The organism is Micromonospora sp. MGP-C2 (assembly GCF_057766525.1).
In genome coordinates this window covers 5,530,517-5,546,898 of sequence record NZ_JBYMEN010000002.1, presented here as the reverse complement: position 1 = coordinate 5,546,898, position 16,382 = coordinate 5,530,517, and the positions used below count along the sequence as shown (strand labels likewise).

The 16,382-nt window shown below is 72.9% G+C and carries 19 protein-coding genes; 12 read left to right on the top strand and 7 right to left on the bottom strand.

Annotated features, from left to right (window positions below; translation table 11 throughout):
* Positions 1 to 4 precede the first annotated feature (4 nt).
* Positions 5 to 778, bottom strand: coding sequence for an enoyl-CoA hydratase/isomerase family protein (locus tag AC3CF1_RS25580; RefSeq protein WP_088946512.1), 774 nt, complete (start codon positions 776 to 778; stop codon positions 5 to 7).
* Positions 779 to 876: 98 nt separating this feature from the next.
* Here AC3CF1_RS25580 and AC3CF1_RS25575 point away from each other — a divergent pair, with 98 nt between their 5' ends.
* The 3 genes from AC3CF1_RS25575 to AC3CF1_RS25565 are packed head-to-tail and all read left to right on the top strand — an operon-like array spanning position 877 to position 2,323.
* Positions 877 to 1,467: a DUF6232 family protein gene (locus AC3CF1_RS25575; RefSeq protein ID WP_488451450.1), complete on the top strand. Its 591-nt coding sequence runs from the start codon at positions 877 to 879 to the stop codon at positions 1,465 to 1,467.
* A gap of 8 nt (positions 1,468 to 1,475) precedes the next feature.
* Positions 1,476 to 1,955, top strand: coding sequence for a DUF6232 family protein (locus AC3CF1_RS25570; protein WP_088946510.1), 480 nt, complete (start codon positions 1,476 to 1,478; stop codon positions 1,953 to 1,955).
* Entirely contained in the window at positions 1,955 to 2,323 is a 369-nt protein-coding gene (locus AC3CF1_RS25565) for a DoxX family protein (protein ID WP_488451449.1), read from the top strand. Before AC3CF1_RS25570 ends, AC3CF1_RS25565 begins: the two co-directional genes overlap by 1 nt.
* A gap of 32 nt (positions 2,324 to 2,355) precedes the next feature.
* Here AC3CF1_RS25565 and AC3CF1_RS25560 read toward each other — a convergent pair whose 3' ends face one another.
* Positions 2,356 to 3,954, bottom strand: coding sequence for a dienelactone hydrolase family protein (locus AC3CF1_RS25560; protein WP_488451448.1), 1,599 nt, complete (start codon positions 3,952 to 3,954; stop codon positions 2,356 to 2,358).
* A gap of 90 nt (positions 3,955 to 4,044) precedes the next feature.
* Between AC3CF1_RS25560 and AC3CF1_RS25555 the strand changes: the two genes are divergently transcribed.
* The gene (locus AC3CF1_RS25555; protein WP_088946507.1) at positions 4,045 to 4,773 is read left to right on the top strand and encodes a hypothetical protein; all 729 of its coding nucleotides are present in this window, start codon (positions 4,045 to 4,047) and stop codon (positions 4,771 to 4,773) included.
* Positions 4,774 to 4,797: 24 nt separating this feature from the next.
* On the opposite strand, the gene AC3CF1_RS25550 is transcribed toward AC3CF1_RS25555, so the two are convergent.
* A complete protein-coding gene (locus AC3CF1_RS25550; protein WP_488451447.1) occupies positions 4,798 to 5,256 on the bottom strand; it encodes a rhodanese-like domain-containing protein in 459 nt (152 codons plus the stop codon).
* Positions 5,257 to 5,332: 76 nt separating this feature from the next.
* On the opposite strand from AC3CF1_RS25550, the gene ftrA reads away from it, so the two are divergent.
* Complete coding sequence (ftrA, locus tag AC3CF1_RS25545) at positions 5,333 to 6,358, top strand: transcriptional regulator FtrA (protein ID WP_488452132.1); 1,026 nt, start codon at positions 5,333 to 5,335, stop codon at positions 6,356 to 6,358.
* Positions 6,359 to 6,368: 10 nt separating this feature from the next.
* Here ftrA and AC3CF1_RS25540 read toward each other — a convergent pair whose 3' ends face one another.
* Together AC3CF1_RS25540 and AC3CF1_RS25535 are read right to left on the bottom strand one after the other, a co-directional pair.
* Complete coding sequence (locus AC3CF1_RS25540; protein WP_488451446.1) at positions 6,369 to 7,265, bottom strand: ribokinase; 897 nt, start codon at positions 7,263 to 7,265, stop codon at positions 6,369 to 6,371.
* A 24-nt stretch (positions 7,266 to 7,289) separates the two neighbouring features.
* Complete coding sequence (locus AC3CF1_RS25535) at positions 7,290 to 8,129, bottom strand: ABC transporter ATP-binding protein (protein WP_488451445.1); 840 nt, start codon at positions 8,127 to 8,129, stop codon at positions 7,290 to 7,292.
* A gap of 131 nt (positions 8,130 to 8,260) precedes the next feature.
* On the opposite strand from AC3CF1_RS25535, the gene AC3CF1_RS25530 reads away from it, so the two are divergent.
* The gene (locus tag AC3CF1_RS25530) at positions 8,261 to 9,262 is read left to right on the top strand and encodes an ABC transporter ATP-binding protein (RefSeq protein ID WP_488451444.1); all 1,002 of its coding nucleotides are present in this window, start codon (positions 8,261 to 8,263) and stop codon (positions 9,260 to 9,262) included.
* Entirely contained in the window at positions 9,259 to 10,272 is a 1,014-nt protein-coding gene (locus tag AC3CF1_RS25525; RefSeq protein ID WP_354981228.1) for an ABC transporter permease subunit, read from the top strand. The genes AC3CF1_RS25530 and AC3CF1_RS25525 overlap by 4 nt, the downstream gene beginning before the upstream one ends.
* Positions 10,273 to 10,393: 121 nt before the next feature.
* Here AC3CF1_RS25525 and AC3CF1_RS25520 read toward each other — a convergent pair whose 3' ends face one another.
* Positions 10,394 to 11,569, bottom strand: a complete 1,176-nt coding sequence (locus tag AC3CF1_RS25520; protein WP_088946501.1) for an ROK family transcriptional regulator — start codon at positions 11,567 to 11,569, stop codon at positions 10,394 to 10,396.
* Between the two features lie 169 nt (positions 11,570 to 11,738).
* Between AC3CF1_RS25520 and AC3CF1_RS25515 the strand changes: the two genes are divergently transcribed.
* The 4 genes from AC3CF1_RS25515 to AC3CF1_RS25500 all read left to right on the top strand — a co-directional run bounded on the left by AC3CF1_RS25515 (position 11,739) and on the right by AC3CF1_RS25500 (position 15,079).
* A complete protein-coding gene (locus tag AC3CF1_RS25515; protein ID WP_488451443.1) occupies positions 11,739 to 13,193 on the top strand; it encodes a glycoside hydrolase family 3 N-terminal domain-containing protein in 1,455 nt (484 codons plus the stop codon).
* Positions 13,194 to 13,327: 134 nt separating this feature from the next.
* Positions 13,328 to 13,927: a hypothetical protein gene (locus AC3CF1_RS25510; RefSeq protein ID WP_354981230.1), complete on the top strand. Its 600-nt coding sequence runs from the start codon at positions 13,328 to 13,330 to the stop codon at positions 13,925 to 13,927.
* Complete coding sequence (locus AC3CF1_RS25505; protein WP_488451442.1) at positions 13,924 to 14,418, top strand: thiol-disulfide oxidoreductase DCC family protein; 495 nt, start codon at positions 13,924 to 13,926, stop codon at positions 14,416 to 14,418. The genes AC3CF1_RS25510 and AC3CF1_RS25505 overlap by 4 nt, the downstream gene beginning before the upstream one ends.
* Positions 14,381 to 15,079: a TetR family transcriptional regulator gene (locus tag AC3CF1_RS25500; protein ID WP_210792086.1), complete on the top strand. Its 699-nt coding sequence runs from the start codon at positions 14,381 to 14,383 to the stop codon at positions 15,077 to 15,079. Before AC3CF1_RS25505 ends, AC3CF1_RS25500 begins: the two co-directional genes overlap by 38 nt.
* 220 nt (positions 15,080 to 15,299) lie before the next feature.
* On the opposite strand, the gene AC3CF1_RS25495 is transcribed toward AC3CF1_RS25500, so the two are convergent.
* Positions 15,300 to 15,962 (bottom strand): GNAT family N-acetyltransferase, encoded by a 663-nt coding sequence (locus AC3CF1_RS25495; RefSeq protein ID WP_354981233.1) that lies wholly within the window; start codon positions 15,960 to 15,962, stop codon positions 15,300 to 15,302.
* Positions 15,963 to 16,133: 171 nt separating this feature from the next.
* Between AC3CF1_RS25495 and AC3CF1_RS25490 the strand changes: the two genes are divergently transcribed.
* A complete protein-coding gene (locus AC3CF1_RS25490) occupies positions 16,134 to 16,328 on the top strand; it encodes a DNA repair protein (protein WP_330464079.1) in 195 nt (64 codons plus the stop codon).
* The last annotated feature ends 54 nt before the right edge of the window (positions 16,329 to 16,382 follow it).

Here is a 16,382-nt window from a genome sequence, read left to right as displayed (position 1 = left end):
CCGGTCAGCGGCCGGTGAAGTCCGGCTTGCGCTTCTCGACGAAGGCCGCCATGCCCTCACGCCGGTCGTCGGTCGCGAACAGCGCCGCGAAGAGCTGACTCTCCCAGGCCAGACCCGAGTTCAGGTCCATGTCCAGGCCGCCGTCGACCGCCAGCTTCGCCGCGCGCAGCGCCTGCACGGGACCCGTCAGGTACGGGGTGATCAGCGCGACGGCCGTGTCGTACACCTCGGCGGCCGGGGCGACCCGGTCGGCCAGACCGATCCGCAGCGCCTCCTGCGCGTCCACCATCCGGCCGGACATGATCAGGTCCTTGGCGCGGGCCGGGCCGACCAGGCGGGCCAGCCGCTGCGTGCCGCCGGCACCGGGAATGATGCCCAGCTTGATCTCCGGTTGGCCGAGCTTGGCGTCCTCGGCGACGACCCGCCAGTCGCAGGCCAACGCCAGCTCGCAGCCGCCACCGAGGGCGTACCCGGTGATCGCGGCGACCACCGGCTTGGGGATCCGGGCGATCGCACCGAGCGCGCTGGACAGATTCGCCGCACGGTCGGCCATGTCGACATAGGACATCTCGGCCATCTGCTTGATGTCCGCGCCGGCGGCGAAGACCTTCTCCCCGCCGTACACGATGACGGCGCGGACCTCAGGATCGGCGGTGGCCGCCGCGGCGGCGGCGCGCAACTCCTCCTGCACCTGGGTGTTGAGCGCGTTCATCGGCGGCCGCTCCAACCGGATCGTGCCGATGCCGTCCTTGGTCTCCAGCCGAACGAACTCGCCCACGCTGCCCTCACTTCCTCGTCGAAGTCGCGTGCCAACCTTACGACCCGGCTCGTTTGGGTAAGTAGTGTGGTGTCAGCCCCGTGGGCGGGAGTCCAGCCATGACGACGTACTACGACGACAGGTCGGTGCAGGTCACCTCCACCACCGTCCGCGTCGACGGTCGCGCCTACGCGCTCGCCGACATCACCATGATCTGGCACCGCCGGGGCACCCGCTCGTGGCGCGTGCTCGTCGGGCGGGGCGCGATCGGTGCCGCACTCGCCGGTCCGCTGGTCGCGGCGGTGCTCGGCATAGGCGTGGCCGTCTGGCTGCACCGCTCACCGACAGTGACGATCGCGATCGTCGGCGCGTCGGTGCTGGTCGGGTTGGCCGTCGGGCCGGTCGCCGACTTCCTCTTTGAACACCTGGACCGCTCATACTCCCGGGGCAGCCGCCAACTGGAGATCTGGGCCCGCTGGCGCGGTCAGCCGGTGCGACTGCTGCGCACCGGCGACGCGCTGCGCTTCGGGCAGATCTACCGGGCGGTGCAGCGGGCGGTCGAGCACAGCCAACCGGGCCGCCCGTCACCCGCCGCTAGCGGCCCCACGCTCAGAACCGGATCGGCTCGTCCGGCACCAGGCCGAGACCGCGCAGCAGGCCGTACAGGTCCGTGCCCGCACCGGAGGCGCGGGTTGCCGGCCGGTGGTTAGGCTTAGTGATGACCCTCTATTACCGGGACGACGCGGTGCAGGTGACCTCCGAGTCGATCCGGGCGGGTGGTCACGTGATCGCCCTGTCCGACGTGACGTTCGTGTGGCACGCGCGCGGGCAGAAGACCCTCGCCGTACGCGGCCGGGTGCTGGGTCGCGGTGTCCTCGTCCTGCTGCTCTCGCTGCCGCCGCTGATCGCTGTGGTCTGCGTGCTGTCACTGGCCTGGTCCGCACAGGACCGGGGCAACTGGAAGCTGGCGCTGATCATCCTCGCGGCCTGCGCGGTGGGGGCCCTGGTGTCGCTGCCGTTCCTGGAAATCCCGTTGGGTTGGCTGGACCGCTCCTACGAGCGCGGCAGCCATGTGCACGAGCTGTGGGTGCAGCACCACGGTCGGGAGGACCTGCTGCTGCGCACCCCGGACGCGCTACGGTTCGGGCAGATCTACCGGGCCGTGCAGCGCGCCGTCGAACAGCAGGGGGACCACTGATGAGCAACCGCCGCGAGGCCGCCGCGCTGGCCGGGCTGCTCGCCGTGGCCGGCGTCACCCACCTGGTGCGCCCCGGGTTCTACGACCCGATCGTGCCGAGGGCGCTGCCCGGCCCGGCCCGATTCTGGACGTACGCCAGCGGGGTCGCCGAGCTGGCGGTGGCGGCGGCGGTGGCCAACCCGGCCACCCGACGGGCCGGCGGTCGGGCCGCAGCCGCCCTCTTCGTGGCCGTGCTGCCCGCCAACGTGAAGATGGCGGTGGACTGGCGGCACCGCCGCCCGACGAAGCGGGCCATCGCGTACGGCCGGGTGCCGATGCAGGTGCCGCTGATCTGGTGGGCTCTGCGCGTCGCCCGCGCCGACCGGTAGGCCCCGGGCCGGTCAGCTCAAGTGCAGGCCGGTCAGCTCAGCGGCAGGGTGGTGGCGATCGGCCATCCCACCAGTGCGGCGCCCAACACGGCCGGCAGCCAGCGCGGGCCGGCGTACCGGCGCAGCACTGTCGCCCAGGCTGCCTGCCAGCCGAGCAGCAGCGCGAACAGCGGCACCACCAGCACGACGAAGCCGGGTGCCAGACCGACCATCGTCGATGCGGTCAGCACGACCACGGTGACCGCGACGACCAACAGGTGTCGCCCCGTCCGCCCGGCGGCGACCAGTTCGACGCCCAGCAGGAACAGCAGGCAGGCGCCCGCCACAAGCGGAAGCAGCCACCAGCGGGCGCCGACCGGCATCGCCGAGGTCAGGCCCAGGTGGATCGGCAGGGCGACGGCGAGGACGGCGTACCCGGTCAACGCCAGCGTCGCGACGGCGGTCCGTGCCGTTGCCCGCCGGGACGCCGACACGGGCGTGCCGGGCGGTGGTTGAAATACGCCGAACCAGCCAGGCAGCCAGCGCTGACCCGCGACCAGCAGAACGCCGGTGACCAGCAGGAAGCCGGCGACGTGACCGCCGACCGCCAGCGGTAGCCGAGCCGTCGGCAGCACCGCGGCGACAGCCGCGCCCACAACGGCCGCCAGCACCGCCAACCCGAACAGCAACAGACCACCGAACGGCACCCGATCCCCCGACAGCGCTGGGCTGTCGGTCTGCGCCGGGGCGTCGGGTTCCCGGCCGGAGGGTCGGTCGGTCGGTCGGCGGCCGGTCGCCCTGGGCGGCAGGAGCAGGGCCGCCAGCGGGACCACGCCGATGCCGAAGGCGAACATCAGCAACGCCGCCCCGGCGAGCCGGGCGATCGGTCGCGGCCGGGTGGTGCCGTCGCCGCCGGGCAGCCAGTCGGCGATCTCCCGGTGGGTACGCGCGGCGAACAACACGGAGATGTGCTCCACGCCGGGCACCACGACCGCTGACCGCCGGCCCGTTGACGCGCCACGTCGGGCGGCGTCGTTGGCCGCCCTGCGGAAGGCCGGAAACTCCGCGCCTCCCACGATCAGCAGCAACTCCGTCGGCCGGCCCGGGGGGAGCTCGCCCGCCTCGGGCAGCGAGATCGCCACGGTCCGGGCGATCTCCGGATGGCCGGTGGCGTACCGGGTCACGGCGCCGGCGCCCATCGAGTGCCCCACCAGGACGATTCCGTCCGCGTCGACGTCCGGCCGGGAACGTAGGTAGCCGACGGCGGCGTCCAGGTCGGCGTCGAGCGTGGCGGCGGACGTGTTCGAGCCCGCGCCGGGCAGCCGAGCCGGGTTGGCACCGTGTCCGGCGAAGTCGAACAGCAGCGCGACCGCTCCGCGCCGGGCGACGGTGTCGGCGATCGGACGCATCAGCTGGGCCGAGCCGGCGAAGCCGTGCGCGATCACCACACCGGGTCGCCGGACGCCGGGCGTCGGCGGACCGGCGCGTACCTCGGTCATCGGCACCCCGCCGACGGTGACCTGCCGGGCCGTGAGGCCGGCGTCCGCCCGGACCAGCACCAGCGTGCCCAGCCCGGCGGCGACCGCCGCCAACACGGCGAACAGGACAGCGGTGCGGGTGCGGGGCGGTCGGTGCGGCGAGGGTGCCGACATGCCGGCACCCTACCGCCGCGCGCTCCTCCCGAGCGCCCGCCGACCGAGGCCGTCGGGCGGTTGTGGTGCGGCCGACGCACACTTGATCCCATGGCGATTCCCCTCCCCACCCCGACCGCCGTGGTCGGCCTGACCCGATCCGCTCTCGACCAGGCACTCGGCTCGGCCGCCTCGTTCGCCGCCGTGCCCGCCCGCGCGTTCGCGGTGCTGGACGGGGTGGAGGCGCTGCTGGCCCGGATCAACGGCGTGGTCGACCGCATCGAGACGACCCTGGACCGGACCGATCAGGTGCTCACCGACGCCGAGGAGGCGGTCCGTGAGGTGGCCGTCATCAGCGCCGCCGCGACCACCGCCATCGACACCGCCACCGAGGTGGCCACTGCCGCCGCCGTGGTGGTCGCCGACGCCGACCGCGTCGCCCGAACCGCCGCCACGGTCGTCGCAAAGGCCGAGGGCGTGGCCGGCCGGGCCGCCGTCACCGTGGGCACCGCGACGGAGGCCGCCGCCACGGCGGCTGAGCTGCTGGCGGCGTACGAGCCGGCGCTGCGCCGGGCCGCGCCGATGGCGGCGAGGTTCGTCGAGGAGCTGAGCCACGAGGAGATCAGCGCGGCGATCCACCTGATCGACGAGCTGCCCAAACTCAAGCAACACCTGACGGCCGACATCCTGCCGATCCTGGCCACCCTGGACCGGGTCGGGCCCGACCTGCACGACCTGCTCGACGTGACCCGCGACCTCAAGCTCGCCGTGGCCGGCATCCCCGGGCTGGGCATGCTGCGCCGACGCGGCGAGAAGCTCGCCGACGAGCCCGTCGGCTGAGCCCTCCCCGCGTGCGTACGGGGATCAGCAGTCGCAGGTGATCGTCGCGGTCGGCGCGGTCAGGTCGTCGACCGGGCGCCGGGTCAACCCGGTCTCCGTCACCACCGGCAGCCCCTCGCGTACCCAGTACTCGAACCCGCCGAGCATCTCCTTGACCGGGTAGCCGAGCAGGGCGAACTCCAGCGCCGCGCGGGTCGCGCCGTTGCAGCCCGGCCCCCAGCAGTAGGTGACCACCGCCGAGCCGGACGGGATCAGCTCCGCCGCGCGGGTCGCGATCTCGGCGGTGGGCAGGTGCACCGCGCCCGGCAGGTGCCCCTGTGTCCAGGCGGCCGCACCCCGGGAGTCGACGACCACCAGAGCTGGCGTACGCGCAGACAGGTCGGCGTGCACGTCGCTGACGTCGGTCTCGACGCTGAGGCGGGCGCGGAAGTGGGCGACGGTGGTGGCCGGATCGGCCGGCGGAATGGCGAAGGTGAAGGTCATGCACTGATCCTCGCCAGTCCCCGTGGCCGCAGCGAGTGGCGGAGACGACGTCCTGCGCTAACATCCCGCCATGCCGATGCGGCCCACCACGACCACCGGCCCGCGCCTGCTGCCGACGCCCCGACGGCCGGCAGCCGCGCACCGCGTGGCAGTGCTCGCGTACCCGGGAATGTCGGTGTTCGAGACCGGCATCGTCACCGAGGTGTTCGGGCTGCCCCGACCCGAGTTCGACGTCGACTGGTACGACCTGGTGGTCTGCGCCGAGCGGCCGGGGCCGGTGCCGGTGGTCGGCGGGGCGAGCCTGCACACCCCGTACGGCCTGGCCGAGCTGGCGGAGGCGCGGACGGTGATCGTGCCCGGCGTGCCGGACGTGACCGGTGACCCGTCACCCGAGCTGGTGACCGCGCTGCGCCGGGCGCACCGACGCGGTGCCCGCATCATGTCGATCTGCTCGGGCGCGTTCGCGCTGGCCGGCGCCGGGCTGCTCGACGGCCGGCGGGCCACCACCCACTGGCAGTACGCCGAGCTGCTGTCGCGGCGCTACCCACTCATCGAGGTGGACCCGGACGTCCTCTACCTCGACGACGGCGACCTGCTCACCAGCGCCGGCAGCGCCGCCGGGCTGGACCTCTGCGTCCACGTGGTCCGGCGCGACCACGGCGCGGCGATCGCCAACGCGGTCGCCCGGCGGCTGGTGATCCCGCCACACCGTGACGGCGGGCAGGCCCAGTTCGTCGAGGCGCCGGTGCCCACCGACCCGGACGACGACCGGATCGCCGGCAGCATCGACTGGGCGCTCGCCCATCTCGCCGAGCCGCTGAGCGTGCTGCAGCTCGCCGGGCAGGCGCACATGTCGCCCCGCACCTACCTGCGGCACTTCGCCCGGGCCACCGGGACCAGCCCGATCCGCTGGCTGATCGACCAGCGGGTCCGCGCCAGCCTCACCCTGCTGGAGGAGACGGACGCCCCGGTCGAGCAGGTCTCCCGCTCGGTGGGTTTCGACACTCCGGTCACCTACCGGCACCACTTCGGTCGGCTCATGCTGACCTCGCCGTCGGCGTACCGCAGGGCCTTCCGGACCGGCGCGGGCCGGCCGGCGTGACGCGGGTGGGTCAGACCGGCGCGTACAGCTCGTCGATCTCGGCGCGTTGCGGGAGCGCCACCGACGCACCGAGCTTGCGTACGCAGGCAGCGCCGGCCGCCGACGCCCAGCGCACCGCGTCGACCAGGTCACGTCCCTCGCCCCAGCCGACGGCCAGCGCGGCGGTGAACGCGTCACCGGCGGCGGTGGAGTCGACCACGTCGACGCGTACCGCCGGCACGTGCACCTCGGCGCCGTCGCGGTCGACGTACCAGGCGCCCTCGCCGCCGAGAGTGAGCACGGCCCGGGGGGCCAGGTCGAGCAGCGCCCGGGGCTCCTCCCGACCTCGGCCGGCAAGTGCCTGCGCCTCGCCCTCGTTGACGACCAGCAGGTCCACCGATGCGAGCAGTTCGGGCGGGAGGTCCCGCGCCGGGGCGGCGTTGAGGATGACCCGGGTGCCGGCGGCGCGGGCGGCCACCGCCGCAGCCGTCACGGTCTGCACCGGAATCTCCAGTTGGGCGACCAGGACGTCCGCCGCGCTCACCGTGGCCAACTCCTCCTCGGTGAGGCCGACCAGCGCGTCGTTGGCGCCGGGGGTCACCATGATGGCGTTCTCCCCCTGCGCGTTGACCATGACCAGCGCAACCCCGGAGGTGCCGTAGACCACGCGCAGCTGGCTGGTGTCCACCCCGGCGGCGGTGATGCGGGCCCGGAGGGTGACACCGAAGGCGTCCGAGCCGATCGCGCCGATGAAGGCGCAGGACGCTCCGGCCCTGACCGCGGCAACGGCCTGGTTGGCGCCCTTACCGCCGGGCACCATCACGAAGTCGGTGCCGAGCATGGTCTCGCCCGGTCGCGGCAGCGCGGGTGCCATCGCGACCAGGTCCATGTTGGCGCTGCCCACCACGGCAACCCGGGTCTGCGGCACTGTCGTCTCCGCCCTGGCCGACGCTCAGGCGGCCCGGGCGGTGTAGCGGTCGCCCCGGCGTTCGACCACCAGCGGCAGGCCGAAGGTCTTGGAGAGGTTGTCGCCGGTCAGCGTCTCGGCGAGCAGGCCCTGGGCGACCACGCCACCCTCGCGCAGCAGCAGCGCGTGGGTGAACCCCGGCGGGATCTCCTCGACGTGGTGGGTGACCAGCACCATCGCCGGGGCGTCCGGGTCGTACGCCAGCTCGGCCAGTCGGGCGACCAGGTCCTCCCGACCACCCAGGTCGAGGCCGGCGGCCGGCTCGTCGAGCAGCAGCAGCTCCGGGTCGGGCATCAGGGCACGGGCGATCTGCACCCGCTTGCGTTCACCCTCGGAGAGGGTGCCGTAACGGCGTTCGGCGAGCCCACCGACGCCGAGTTGGCTGAGCAGGGCCAGCGCCCGCGCCACGTCGCCGCGCTCGTAGCTTTCGCGCCAGCGGCCGACCACGGACCAGGCGGCGGTCACCACCACGTCGCTGACCTGCTCGTCGGCGGGCAGTCGCTCGGCCAGCGCGGCGGTGGTCAGCCCGATGCGGGTGCGCAGCTCGTTGACGTCGGTGCGGCCGATCCGCTCGCCGAGCACGTGCGCCACACCGGTGGTGGGGTGCAGCCGGCCGGCGGCGAGGTTGAGCAGTGTGGTCTTGCCGGCGCCGTTGGAGCCGAGCACGACCCAACGCTCGTCCAGCTCGACCCGCCAGGTCAGGTCCTGGAGGAGGGCGGTGCCAGAGCGGCGTACACCGACGCCGTCGAGGCTGACCACCAGATCCGGGTCCACAGGAGCGGCGGCAGGCGCGGCGCCGGCAGCGCCGGGGATCAGGTCAGTCACCGCTCCATCCAACCACGCAGCGCCGAGGCGCCCCCCATGGGCGGCGCCTCGGCAATAGGGTGAAGCGCCGTGTCGTTGATCACCAAGTCCGGAGGACGGTCCATGCCCCGTCGAGGTACGGAGCCGCGCGGATGAGCGCGGTCATCGAGATCGAGGGTCTGCGCAAGACCTTCCACAGCATGCGCAACGGCCGGCGGGTGGCGGTGGACGGGTTCGACCTGCTGGTGGAGGCGGGCCAGGTTCACGGCTTCCTCGGCCCCAACGGCTCCGGCAAGACCACCACCCTGCGTGCCCTGCTCGGGCTGGTACGCGCCGACAGCGGCCGGATGAGCGTGCTGGGCGAGCCGTCGCCGGAGCTGCTGCCCCGGGTGGCGGGCCAGGTGGGTGCCATCGTGGAGAGCCCGCAGTTCTTCGGCAACTTCACCGGGTACCGCACCCTGCGGTTGTTGGCCCGCGCCGGTGGCGTACCGGTCTCGCGGGTGGACGAGGCGCTGGAGCTGGTGGGCCTGCGCGATCGGGGAGACGAGCGGGTGAAGGGCTACTCGCTGGGCATGAAGCAGCGTCTCGCGGTGGCGTCCGCGCTGCTGAAGGACCCGCGGTTGCTCATCCTGGACGAGCCGGCGAACGGGTTGGACCCGGCGGGCATCCGGGAGATGCGGGACCTGATGCGGTCGCTGGCGGCGAGCGGGGTGACAGTGCTGGTGTCCAGTCACATCCTGGGTGAGATCCAGCTGATCTGCGACCACGTCACGATCATTTCGCAGGGACGTCGGGTGGCGACCGGCCGGGTGGACGAGGTGCTGGCGGGCTACGACCGGCACGAGTTCCTGGTGCGGGTGGCCGACCCGGAGCGCGCCGCTGAGCTGCTGCACGCGGCCGAGCTGACGGCGATCGTCGACGGTGAGGCACTGGTGGTGAGTGGGACGAGCGACCCGACGGTGATCAGCCGGGTGCTCGGCGAGCAGGGGCTGTGGGTCGGCGAGCTGACGCCGCTGCGGCCTGATCTGGAGAGCGTCTTCCTTGAGCTGACGGGTGCGCACCCGTCGGTGCCCCGGCAGGTCGACGACTCGGCGCTGCCGTACGCCGGTCAGGGCGATGCGGTGATCGATCTCGATCGGGGAGTGGACGCGTGAACCTGGTTCGTGCCGAATTGGAGCGACTGGCCGCCCGTCGCTTCGTGCAACTCATGGTCGTCCTGCTGGCGTTTGCGTTCGCGGTGACGGCGGCTACCACCCTCGCGGGTTCCCACAAGCCGAGTGCGAGTGAGCTGAACTCGGCGCGCGCGCAGGCCACCGAGGCCCGGCAGAGCATGGAGACCGCGTACCAGGAGTGCCTGGCCCGCCAGGGCGGGTCGCTGCCGACGGAGGACAGCGGGTTGTACCTCCCCGCCGACTGTTCGGAGATCGACCCGATCCGGCAGTCCCGGCTGCCGATCGCCGCCGACTTCCTGCCGGGGGTGTTCAGCTTCGCCCAGCAGGCGCGGCCGCTGGTCTTCTTCCTCATCGCGTTCCTGGTGCTGTTCGGGTTCCTGGTCGGTGCCTCCTACATCGGTGCCGACCTGAACTCCGGCGGTGTGGTGAACCTGCTGCTCTGGCGGCCACGCCGGTTGACGGTGCTCGGGTCCAAGTTGGGCACCCTGCTCGGCACGGTGCTGGTCCTGGCCCTGTTGGCGTCGGTGGCCTACCTCGCCACGTTCTGGGTGATCGGGCAGACCGCCGGGCTGCCCAGCCAGTTGAGCGGTGAGTTCTGGCGCGAGCTCGGTGCGCTGCACGGACGTGGTCTGGTGCTGGTGCTGCTGACCACCGCGGCGGGCTTCGCGATCGCCACGCTGGGTCGGCACACCTCGGCGGCTCTCGGCGCGCTCGCCGCGTACGTGGTGGTCTGGGAGTTGGGCGCCCGGCTGGTCCTGGAGATCATCGATGCCCCGCAGTCGGACCTGTTCATGCTCTCCAGCTACATCGGCGCGTGGCTGAACGGCGAGGCGCGTTTCTACGATCCGCGGATCTGCACGGGCAACAGCGTTGGCACCTGCGAGGGGTTCTACACGCTGACCTGGTTGCCGTCGCTGTTGGTGCTGCTCGCCATCACCGGCGGAGTGACCGCGGCGGCGTTCGCCGTGTTCCGCCGACGCGACCTGATCTGAGTTTTCACCGGGCCGCCCGTCCACGCACGGGCGGCCTGGTGAAACCAGGGCGTCGACGGCAAGGGCTTGCAGCAGACTGACCGGCGGTGAAATATTTCTTCACGTGACCGCCGCAGCGGGCTCAGCCGACGGTGGAGCCGAACACCTCGTCGCGCACGGCGTCCAGCGCGGTGCGCAGCGCGCCACGCAGGATCGGCTCCTCGGTCAGCCCGGTCGGCACCACCCGAGGTTGCACCAGGGTGATCGCCGCGACCTCGTGCTGCACCCGGTCGGCGAGCGCGGCGCCGCCGGCCTGACCCACCTCGCCGGCGAGCACGACCAGCGGCGGGTCGAGCACCACGCAGGTGCTGGCCACACCGAGCGCGAGCCGGCGGGCCAACTCGTCGAGCATCGGGCCGCCGTCGGCGCCGGCCGCGACGGCCGCGCGGACCGCCTCGGCGGCGTCGGCGTCCGGGTACCCGTGCTCACGGGCCACCGCGCGCACCGAGTCCGCGCCGACCAACTGCTGGAAGGCCGGCTTGGCCCGACGGGAGACGTCGCGCGGAATGGGCGCGCCGGGCACCGGCAGGTAGCCGATCTCACCGGCCGCGCCGCTGCTGCCGTGGTGCAGCCGGCCGCCCAGCATGATCGCCAGGCCGACACCGGCTCCCACCCAGACCAGCACGAAATCCGCCAGGCCCTGAGCGGCGCCGGACTGCGCCTCGGCCACCGCGGCCAGGTTGACGTCGTTCTCGAAGACCACCGGGGTGTCCAGGTCGTCGCGCAGCGCGGCGAGCAGCCCGCTGTGCCAGCGCGGCAGGTTGAAGGCGAAGGTGATGTCGCCGGTGCCGGGATCGACCAGGCCCGGCGTGCCGAGCACGATGCGCCGTACGCTGCTCAGCTGCGCCTGGGCGCTGCTGGCGGCCTGCACCACGGCGTTGTGCACGACGCCCACCGGGTCGTCGGTGTCCCTGGTCGACTGCTCCACCCGCCCGATGACCGCGCCGGTGATGTCGGCGCAGGCGGCAACCACCCGATCCGGTCCGACGTCGACGCCGACCACGTGCGCGCTGCTCGGACGGACGGCGTAGAGCTGGGCGTTCGGCCCCCTCCCGCCGGCCTGCTCGCCGACCCGGGCGACGAGGCCGCGTTCCTCCAGCCGCTCGACCAGCTGGGAGGCGGTGACCTTCGACAGCCCGGTCAGCTCGCCGAGCCTGGCCCGGGTCAGCGGACCGCGTTCGAGGAGCAGCTCCAGCGCGGCACGGTCGTTGAGCGCCCGCAACAGGCGGGGGGTGCCGGGTAGCCGGGTCGCACTCATGACACGTCCTCTAGTTTTAGTAAACTTTGCTAACTGTAAACCGACCTGCGAACGGGTAGCCGTAGCGTAACGGCCACCCGAAGGTGGGGCGCTCGGCCGACTCGGCAGGGCGAACACCCCCACCGGTACGACGTTTCGTACCCGCCGGGGCACCGAAGGGGGAGATCACGTGGCGCTGGATCCAGGACTGCGCCGGCTGGCGCTCGGCACGCTGCTGGCCGCGTACCCGGGGCCCGTCCCGCCGGACTGGGCGGTCGACCTGCTGGCCGACGGGCTGGCCGGGCACACTCTGTTCGGCACCAACGTGCACGACCCCGCGCAGGTCGCGGCGAGCACCGCCGCGCTGCGCGCCGGCCGGCCGGACGCGCTGATCGCCATCGACGAGGAGGGTGGCGACGTGACCCGGCTGGCACACGCCACCGGCAGCCCGTACCCCGGCAACGCCGCCCTCGGCGCGATCGGCGACGTGGCGCTCACCCGACGGGTCTACCAGTCGATCGGCGCCGAGCTGGCCGCGCTCGGCATCACCGTCAACCTCGCCCCGACCGTGGACGTCAACACCGCCGACGACAACCCGGTGATCGGCACCCGGTCCTTCGGGGCGGACCCGGTGCGGGTGGCCGCCCACTCGGCCGCTGCCGTGACCGGGTTGCAGGCCGCCGGCGTCGCCGCCTGCGCAAAGCACTTCCCCGGGCACGGTGCCACCGTCACAGACTCCCACCACGAGTTGCCCACCGTGGACGCCCCGCTGGCTCTGCTGCGGCAGCGGGACCTGCCGCCGTTCGCGGCGGTCGTCGCCGCCGGAGCCCGCGCCGTGATGACCGCGCACATCCGGGTGCCCGCACTGACCGGCAGCGACCCGGCCACCTTCAGCCGGGCCGTCCTGGTCGATCTGCTCCGCACCGAGTACGGCTTCACCGGCACCGTCATCACCGACGCCCTGGAGATGAAGGGCGCCGCGGTGGCTGCCGGCGGCGTCGGGCCGGCCGCGGTCCGGGCCCTGGCCGCCGGCGCCGACCTGCTCTGCATCGGCGCGAAGGTCGACGCGAAGCTCGTCGAGCGGGTCGCCGCCGAGATCGTCGACGCCCTCACCGACGGCCGGTTGGCGACCGCACGGGTCGAGGAGGCAGCCGGCCGGGCCGCCGACCTCGCCGCCTGGACCCGGGCCGCCGTCGGGTCGACGGCAGCCAGCGACACCGAGCTGGGGTACGCGGCAGCGCGCCGCGCGGTCCGGGTGGACGGCGTGCTCAACGGCCTGGACCGAGCACTGGTGGTGCAACTGCACACCGAGTCGACGATCGCTGAGGGACGGGTGCCGTGGGGTCTCGGTCCACACCTGAGCGGGGTGCAGGAGCTGCGGGTGATCGCCACCGAGACCGACCCGTCGAGACTGGGCGAGCTTGCCGGGGACCGGCCCATCGTGCTGGTCGGGCGGCACCTGCACCGGCTGCCCGGCGGTCCCGAGCTGATCGCCGGCCTGGCCGCCCAGCATCCGGTGACCGTGGTGGAGATGGGGTGGCCGGCACAGTGGCGCCCGCAGGGCGTACGCGCCTTCGTCACCACCTACGGCGCGAGCCACGCCAACGGTCGGGCGGCGGCCGAGGCGCTCGGTCTGACCGGCTAGGCCACGGCGTCTTCCGGCCGGGCTCCAGGCCCGGCCGGGTCGGCGCGCCGCAGCGTCCGCCTCAGTGTCCACAGTCACTGGTCGCCCCTTCTTGAACATGTTCAATATGTGCCCTAGTCTGATGACGTTGGTAGTTGAACACGTTCAAGAAGGGCGTCCACATGGACATCAAGGTCTGGATGTACGTGATCTACCTCGCGGTCAGCGTCGGCCTGACCATCTGGGTGGCTCGAGCACTGTCCCGCAACGGGCAGGTCTTCCTGGAGGAGGTGTTCGCCGAGGAACGGCTCGCCCGAGCGGTCAACAGTCTCCTGGTGGTCGGCTTCTATCTGCTCAACCTCGGCTACGTCACTGTGGCGATGAAGCACCCCGACCCGGTGGAATCGACCAGCCAGGCCATGGAGGAGTTGTCTCTCAAGATCGGCTTGGTGCTGCTGGTGCTCGGCGCGCTGCACTTCTTCAACGTCTTCGCACTCGGCCGCTACCGCCGGAACCGACTCCGCCAGCTCGCCACCCACCCCCCGCTGGCCCCGATCGGTCGACTCCCCATGCCGCCCACCCCACCCGGGGCGCAGCTGGTCGGCGCGTACCCGGCAGGACCCCAGCCAACCGGCGCGTACCCGACAGGACCCCACCCGACCGGCGCGTACTCGGCAGGACCCCAGCCAACCGGTCCGCACCCAACCGGACCGCAGCCGGGCACCGGACCGACGAGCAACCCGCCGACCCGATGACCATGCCCCCGACCGATGGCGTCGGCCGGCTCCCGGACCCCACCGCTCACGTCGGCGGTGGGATGCGGGGGTTCACCGTCCTGTTCGATGCGGCCTGCCCGCTCTGCCGGGCCGCCCGCCGCTGGTTGTCGTCCCGCGCCCAACTAGTACCCCTGGAGTTCGTGCCGGCCGGCTCCGCCGAGGCTCGGCGGCGCTTCCCCGGCCTGGACCACGACGCGACGCTGCGCGACCTCACCGTGATCGCCGACACCGGCGAGGTGTACGCGGGCGACGGCGCCTGGTTCGCCTGCCTCTGGGCACTGGCCGACCATCGGCCCATGGCCGAGCGGCTGGCCCGGCCGGCCCTGCTGCCCCTCGCCCGGCAGACGGTGGCCGCCGCCTCGGCGATCCGGGAACGGATCCGCGACCCGTCGGTCGAGCCGACCGACGAAACGGCGGGATACGGTGGCCCCGATGACCGAGCAACCTGCGCAGACGACCACTGCGGGTGACCCTGCCACCGCCCGAGGCGAGCAGACCCGGCAGCTGATCCGGGACACCGCGATGCGGCTGTTCCGCGAACGCGGCTACGCCCAGACCACCATGCGGGCGATCGCGCAGGAGGCCGGCGTGGCGGTCGGCAACGCCTACTACTACTTCGGTTCCAAGGACCACCTGATCCAGGAGTTCTACGCCCAGTCCCAGGTCGAGCACCGGGCCGCCGCGCAGCCCGTGCTCGACCGGGAGGAGGCGTTCGGTCCGCGGCTCGCCGGAGTGCTGCACGCGGGGATCGACGTGTTGACGCCCTCGCACGAATTCGCGGCGACCTTCTTCAAGACGGCGGCGGAACCCACCTCCCCGTTGAGCCCCTTCTCGGCGGAGTCCTCCGGCCACCGAGAGGCGGCCATCGACCTCTTCGGCGAGGTGTTGACGGGCTCGACGGCCAAGGTCGACGCCGAGCTGCGCCCACAGCTGCCCGAGCTGCTCTGGCTCGCGTACATGGGCGTGATCCTCTACTGGGTGCACGACCGATCGCCGGGCCAGACCAAGACCCGCCAGCTGATCGACGGAGCCGTACCACTGGTCGACCGGCTCGTGGCGCTGTCCCGGCTCCGGGTCCTGCGGCCGGTGACCCGACAGGTGATCGAGCTGATTCGCACGCTCCGTCACTGAGCCAGCCGGCACCGCTCGACCGCGAAGAAGCAGGTCAAGTCCGCTTTTCGACACTCCGAACCGACAGCTCACCCCTTGCCGAGCGCCTGATCGATACGTAGCGTGATCGACATGTCCCGGCCCGTGCAGAGCACGACCGGCACACCCGGAACCGGGGCCTGGGGGGAGGTTGCGGACCGTGGATCCGGCCCGGGGTCCACGGTCCGCGCCCGTTGTGAGCTCAGCGCGGATAGACCCCGTAGGCGCGCCAGCCCCGGTCCGGGAAACCGGCCGCGTCAGCGACCCGGGCGGAGGCCTGATTGTCCCGCTCGTGCAGGTACGTCGGCACCGCCCCCTCGTCGAGGACCCGCCTCGCCGCCTGCGCCACGAGTCGGCGGGCGAGGCCGCGACCCCGGGCAGCAGGCGCGGTGCCGATGGCCAACTCGTGCCCGTACGCGTCATGCCGTTTGATCCCGGCACCGGCCAGGTAGCTGCCGTCCGGGTCACGGACCACCAGCACCTGCCTGTCGAAGAGCCGCAGCCAGGGTGGCAACCCGGGAGCCGTCGGCTCGGTCCACTCCCCCACGTCGGGAAGCGGCGCGGGGGCCACGCTCCACCGGAAGGGGCCGTCGTGCACGCACCAGTCGGGCAGCCCGACCGCCTCCGGCAGCGCGGCGAGCAGCCGATCCGGTGTACGCCGGGCCAGCGAACGGATCGCCGCCACCCGATCCGGTGCCACGGAGAGCACTGCGCTCCGCCCGGTGTCCACGGCGAGCGCGGGGCGCAGTCGGCCGTCCCAGGCTGGCCTGGCCCGCCGATGCGAGGCGACCACGTGCAGCCCCGGCCCGGCCGGCCACTGGCCGAGCCAGGTGGCCAGGTGCAGCTGGAGCCGCCGGTCGAGCATCCAGACCTCCCCCGTCACCCCGGCCGTCGTGGATCACCGTACGCCGGGCGGCCGGGCCGGGCGGACGAAACTTCAGGGCCGGAGCCGGCCGAGCGCCGGGGAACCAACCTCACCTATCGACCGTCATATGTATTTCCATACCTGGACACCTTTATTTGGGACGGTAGGCGCATGCCGATTCAGCCGAACGATCACTACCAGCAGGACCCCGAGCGACTCTGGCAGGCAGCGGAGAGCGTTGGCGGCGTCCCGCCCCAGCCGCGCTACCGGAACCCCCGGGCGGTCGGTCGCGGCACCCTCTCCTGGTCCAGGCTGAACAAGCTGTCCGTCGGCAGCTCCGGCAGGCACCGCCTGAACAGCCACTGACACCGGTCGAAGGGCAGCTGACGAGTTCAACCGGACGGCGACACACCGGGGAGG

Coding starts and splice junctions, on each gene's coding strand:
- AC3CF1_RS25530 (WP_488451444.1), top strand. CDS start 8,261: ATGAGCGCGGTCATCGAGATCGAGGGTCTGCGCAAGACCTTCCACAGC.
- AC3CF1_RS25565 (WP_488451449.1), top strand. CDS start 1,955: ATGAGCAACCGCCGCGAGGCCGCCGCGCTGGCCGGGCTGCTCGCCGTG.
- AC3CF1_RS25560 (WP_488451448.1), bottom strand. CDS start 3,954: ATGTCGGCACCCTCGCCGCACCGACCGCCCCGCACCCGCACCGCTGTC.
- AC3CF1_RS25520 (WP_088946501.1), bottom strand. CDS start 11,569: ATGAGTGCGACCCGGCTACCCGGCACCCCCCGCCTGTTGCGGGCGCTC.
- AC3CF1_RS25495 (WP_354981233.1), bottom strand. CDS start 15,962: ATGCTCGACCGGCGGCTCCAGCTGCACCTGGCCACCTGGCTCGGCCAG.
- ftrA (WP_488452132.1), top strand. CDS start 5,333: ATGCGGCCCACCACGACCACCGGCCCGCGCCTGCTGCCGACGCCCCGA.
- AC3CF1_RS25575 (WP_488451450.1), top strand. CDS start 877: ATGACGACGTACTACGACGACAGGTCGGTGCAGGTCACCTCCACCACC.
- AC3CF1_RS25555 (WP_088946507.1), top strand. CDS start 4,045: ATGGCGATTCCCCTCCCCACCCCGACCGCCGTGGTCGGCCTGACCCGA.
- AC3CF1_RS25550 (WP_488451447.1), bottom strand. CDS start 5,256: ATGACCTTCACCTTCGCCATTCCGCCGGCCGATCCGGCCACCACCGTC.
- AC3CF1_RS25500 (WP_210792086.1), top strand. CDS start 14,381: ATGACCGAGCAACCTGCGCAGACGACCACTGCGGGTGACCCTGCCACC.
- AC3CF1_RS25490 (WP_330464079.1), top strand. CDS start 16,134: ATGCCGATTCAGCCGAACGATCACTACCAGCAGGACCCCGAGCGACTC.
- AC3CF1_RS25570 (WP_088946510.1), top strand. CDS start 1,476: ATGACCCTCTATTACCGGGACGACGCGGTGCAGGTGACCTCCGAGTCG.
- AC3CF1_RS25505 (WP_488451442.1), top strand. CDS start 13,924: ATGACCATGCCCCCGACCGATGGCGTCGGCCGGCTCCCGGACCCCACC.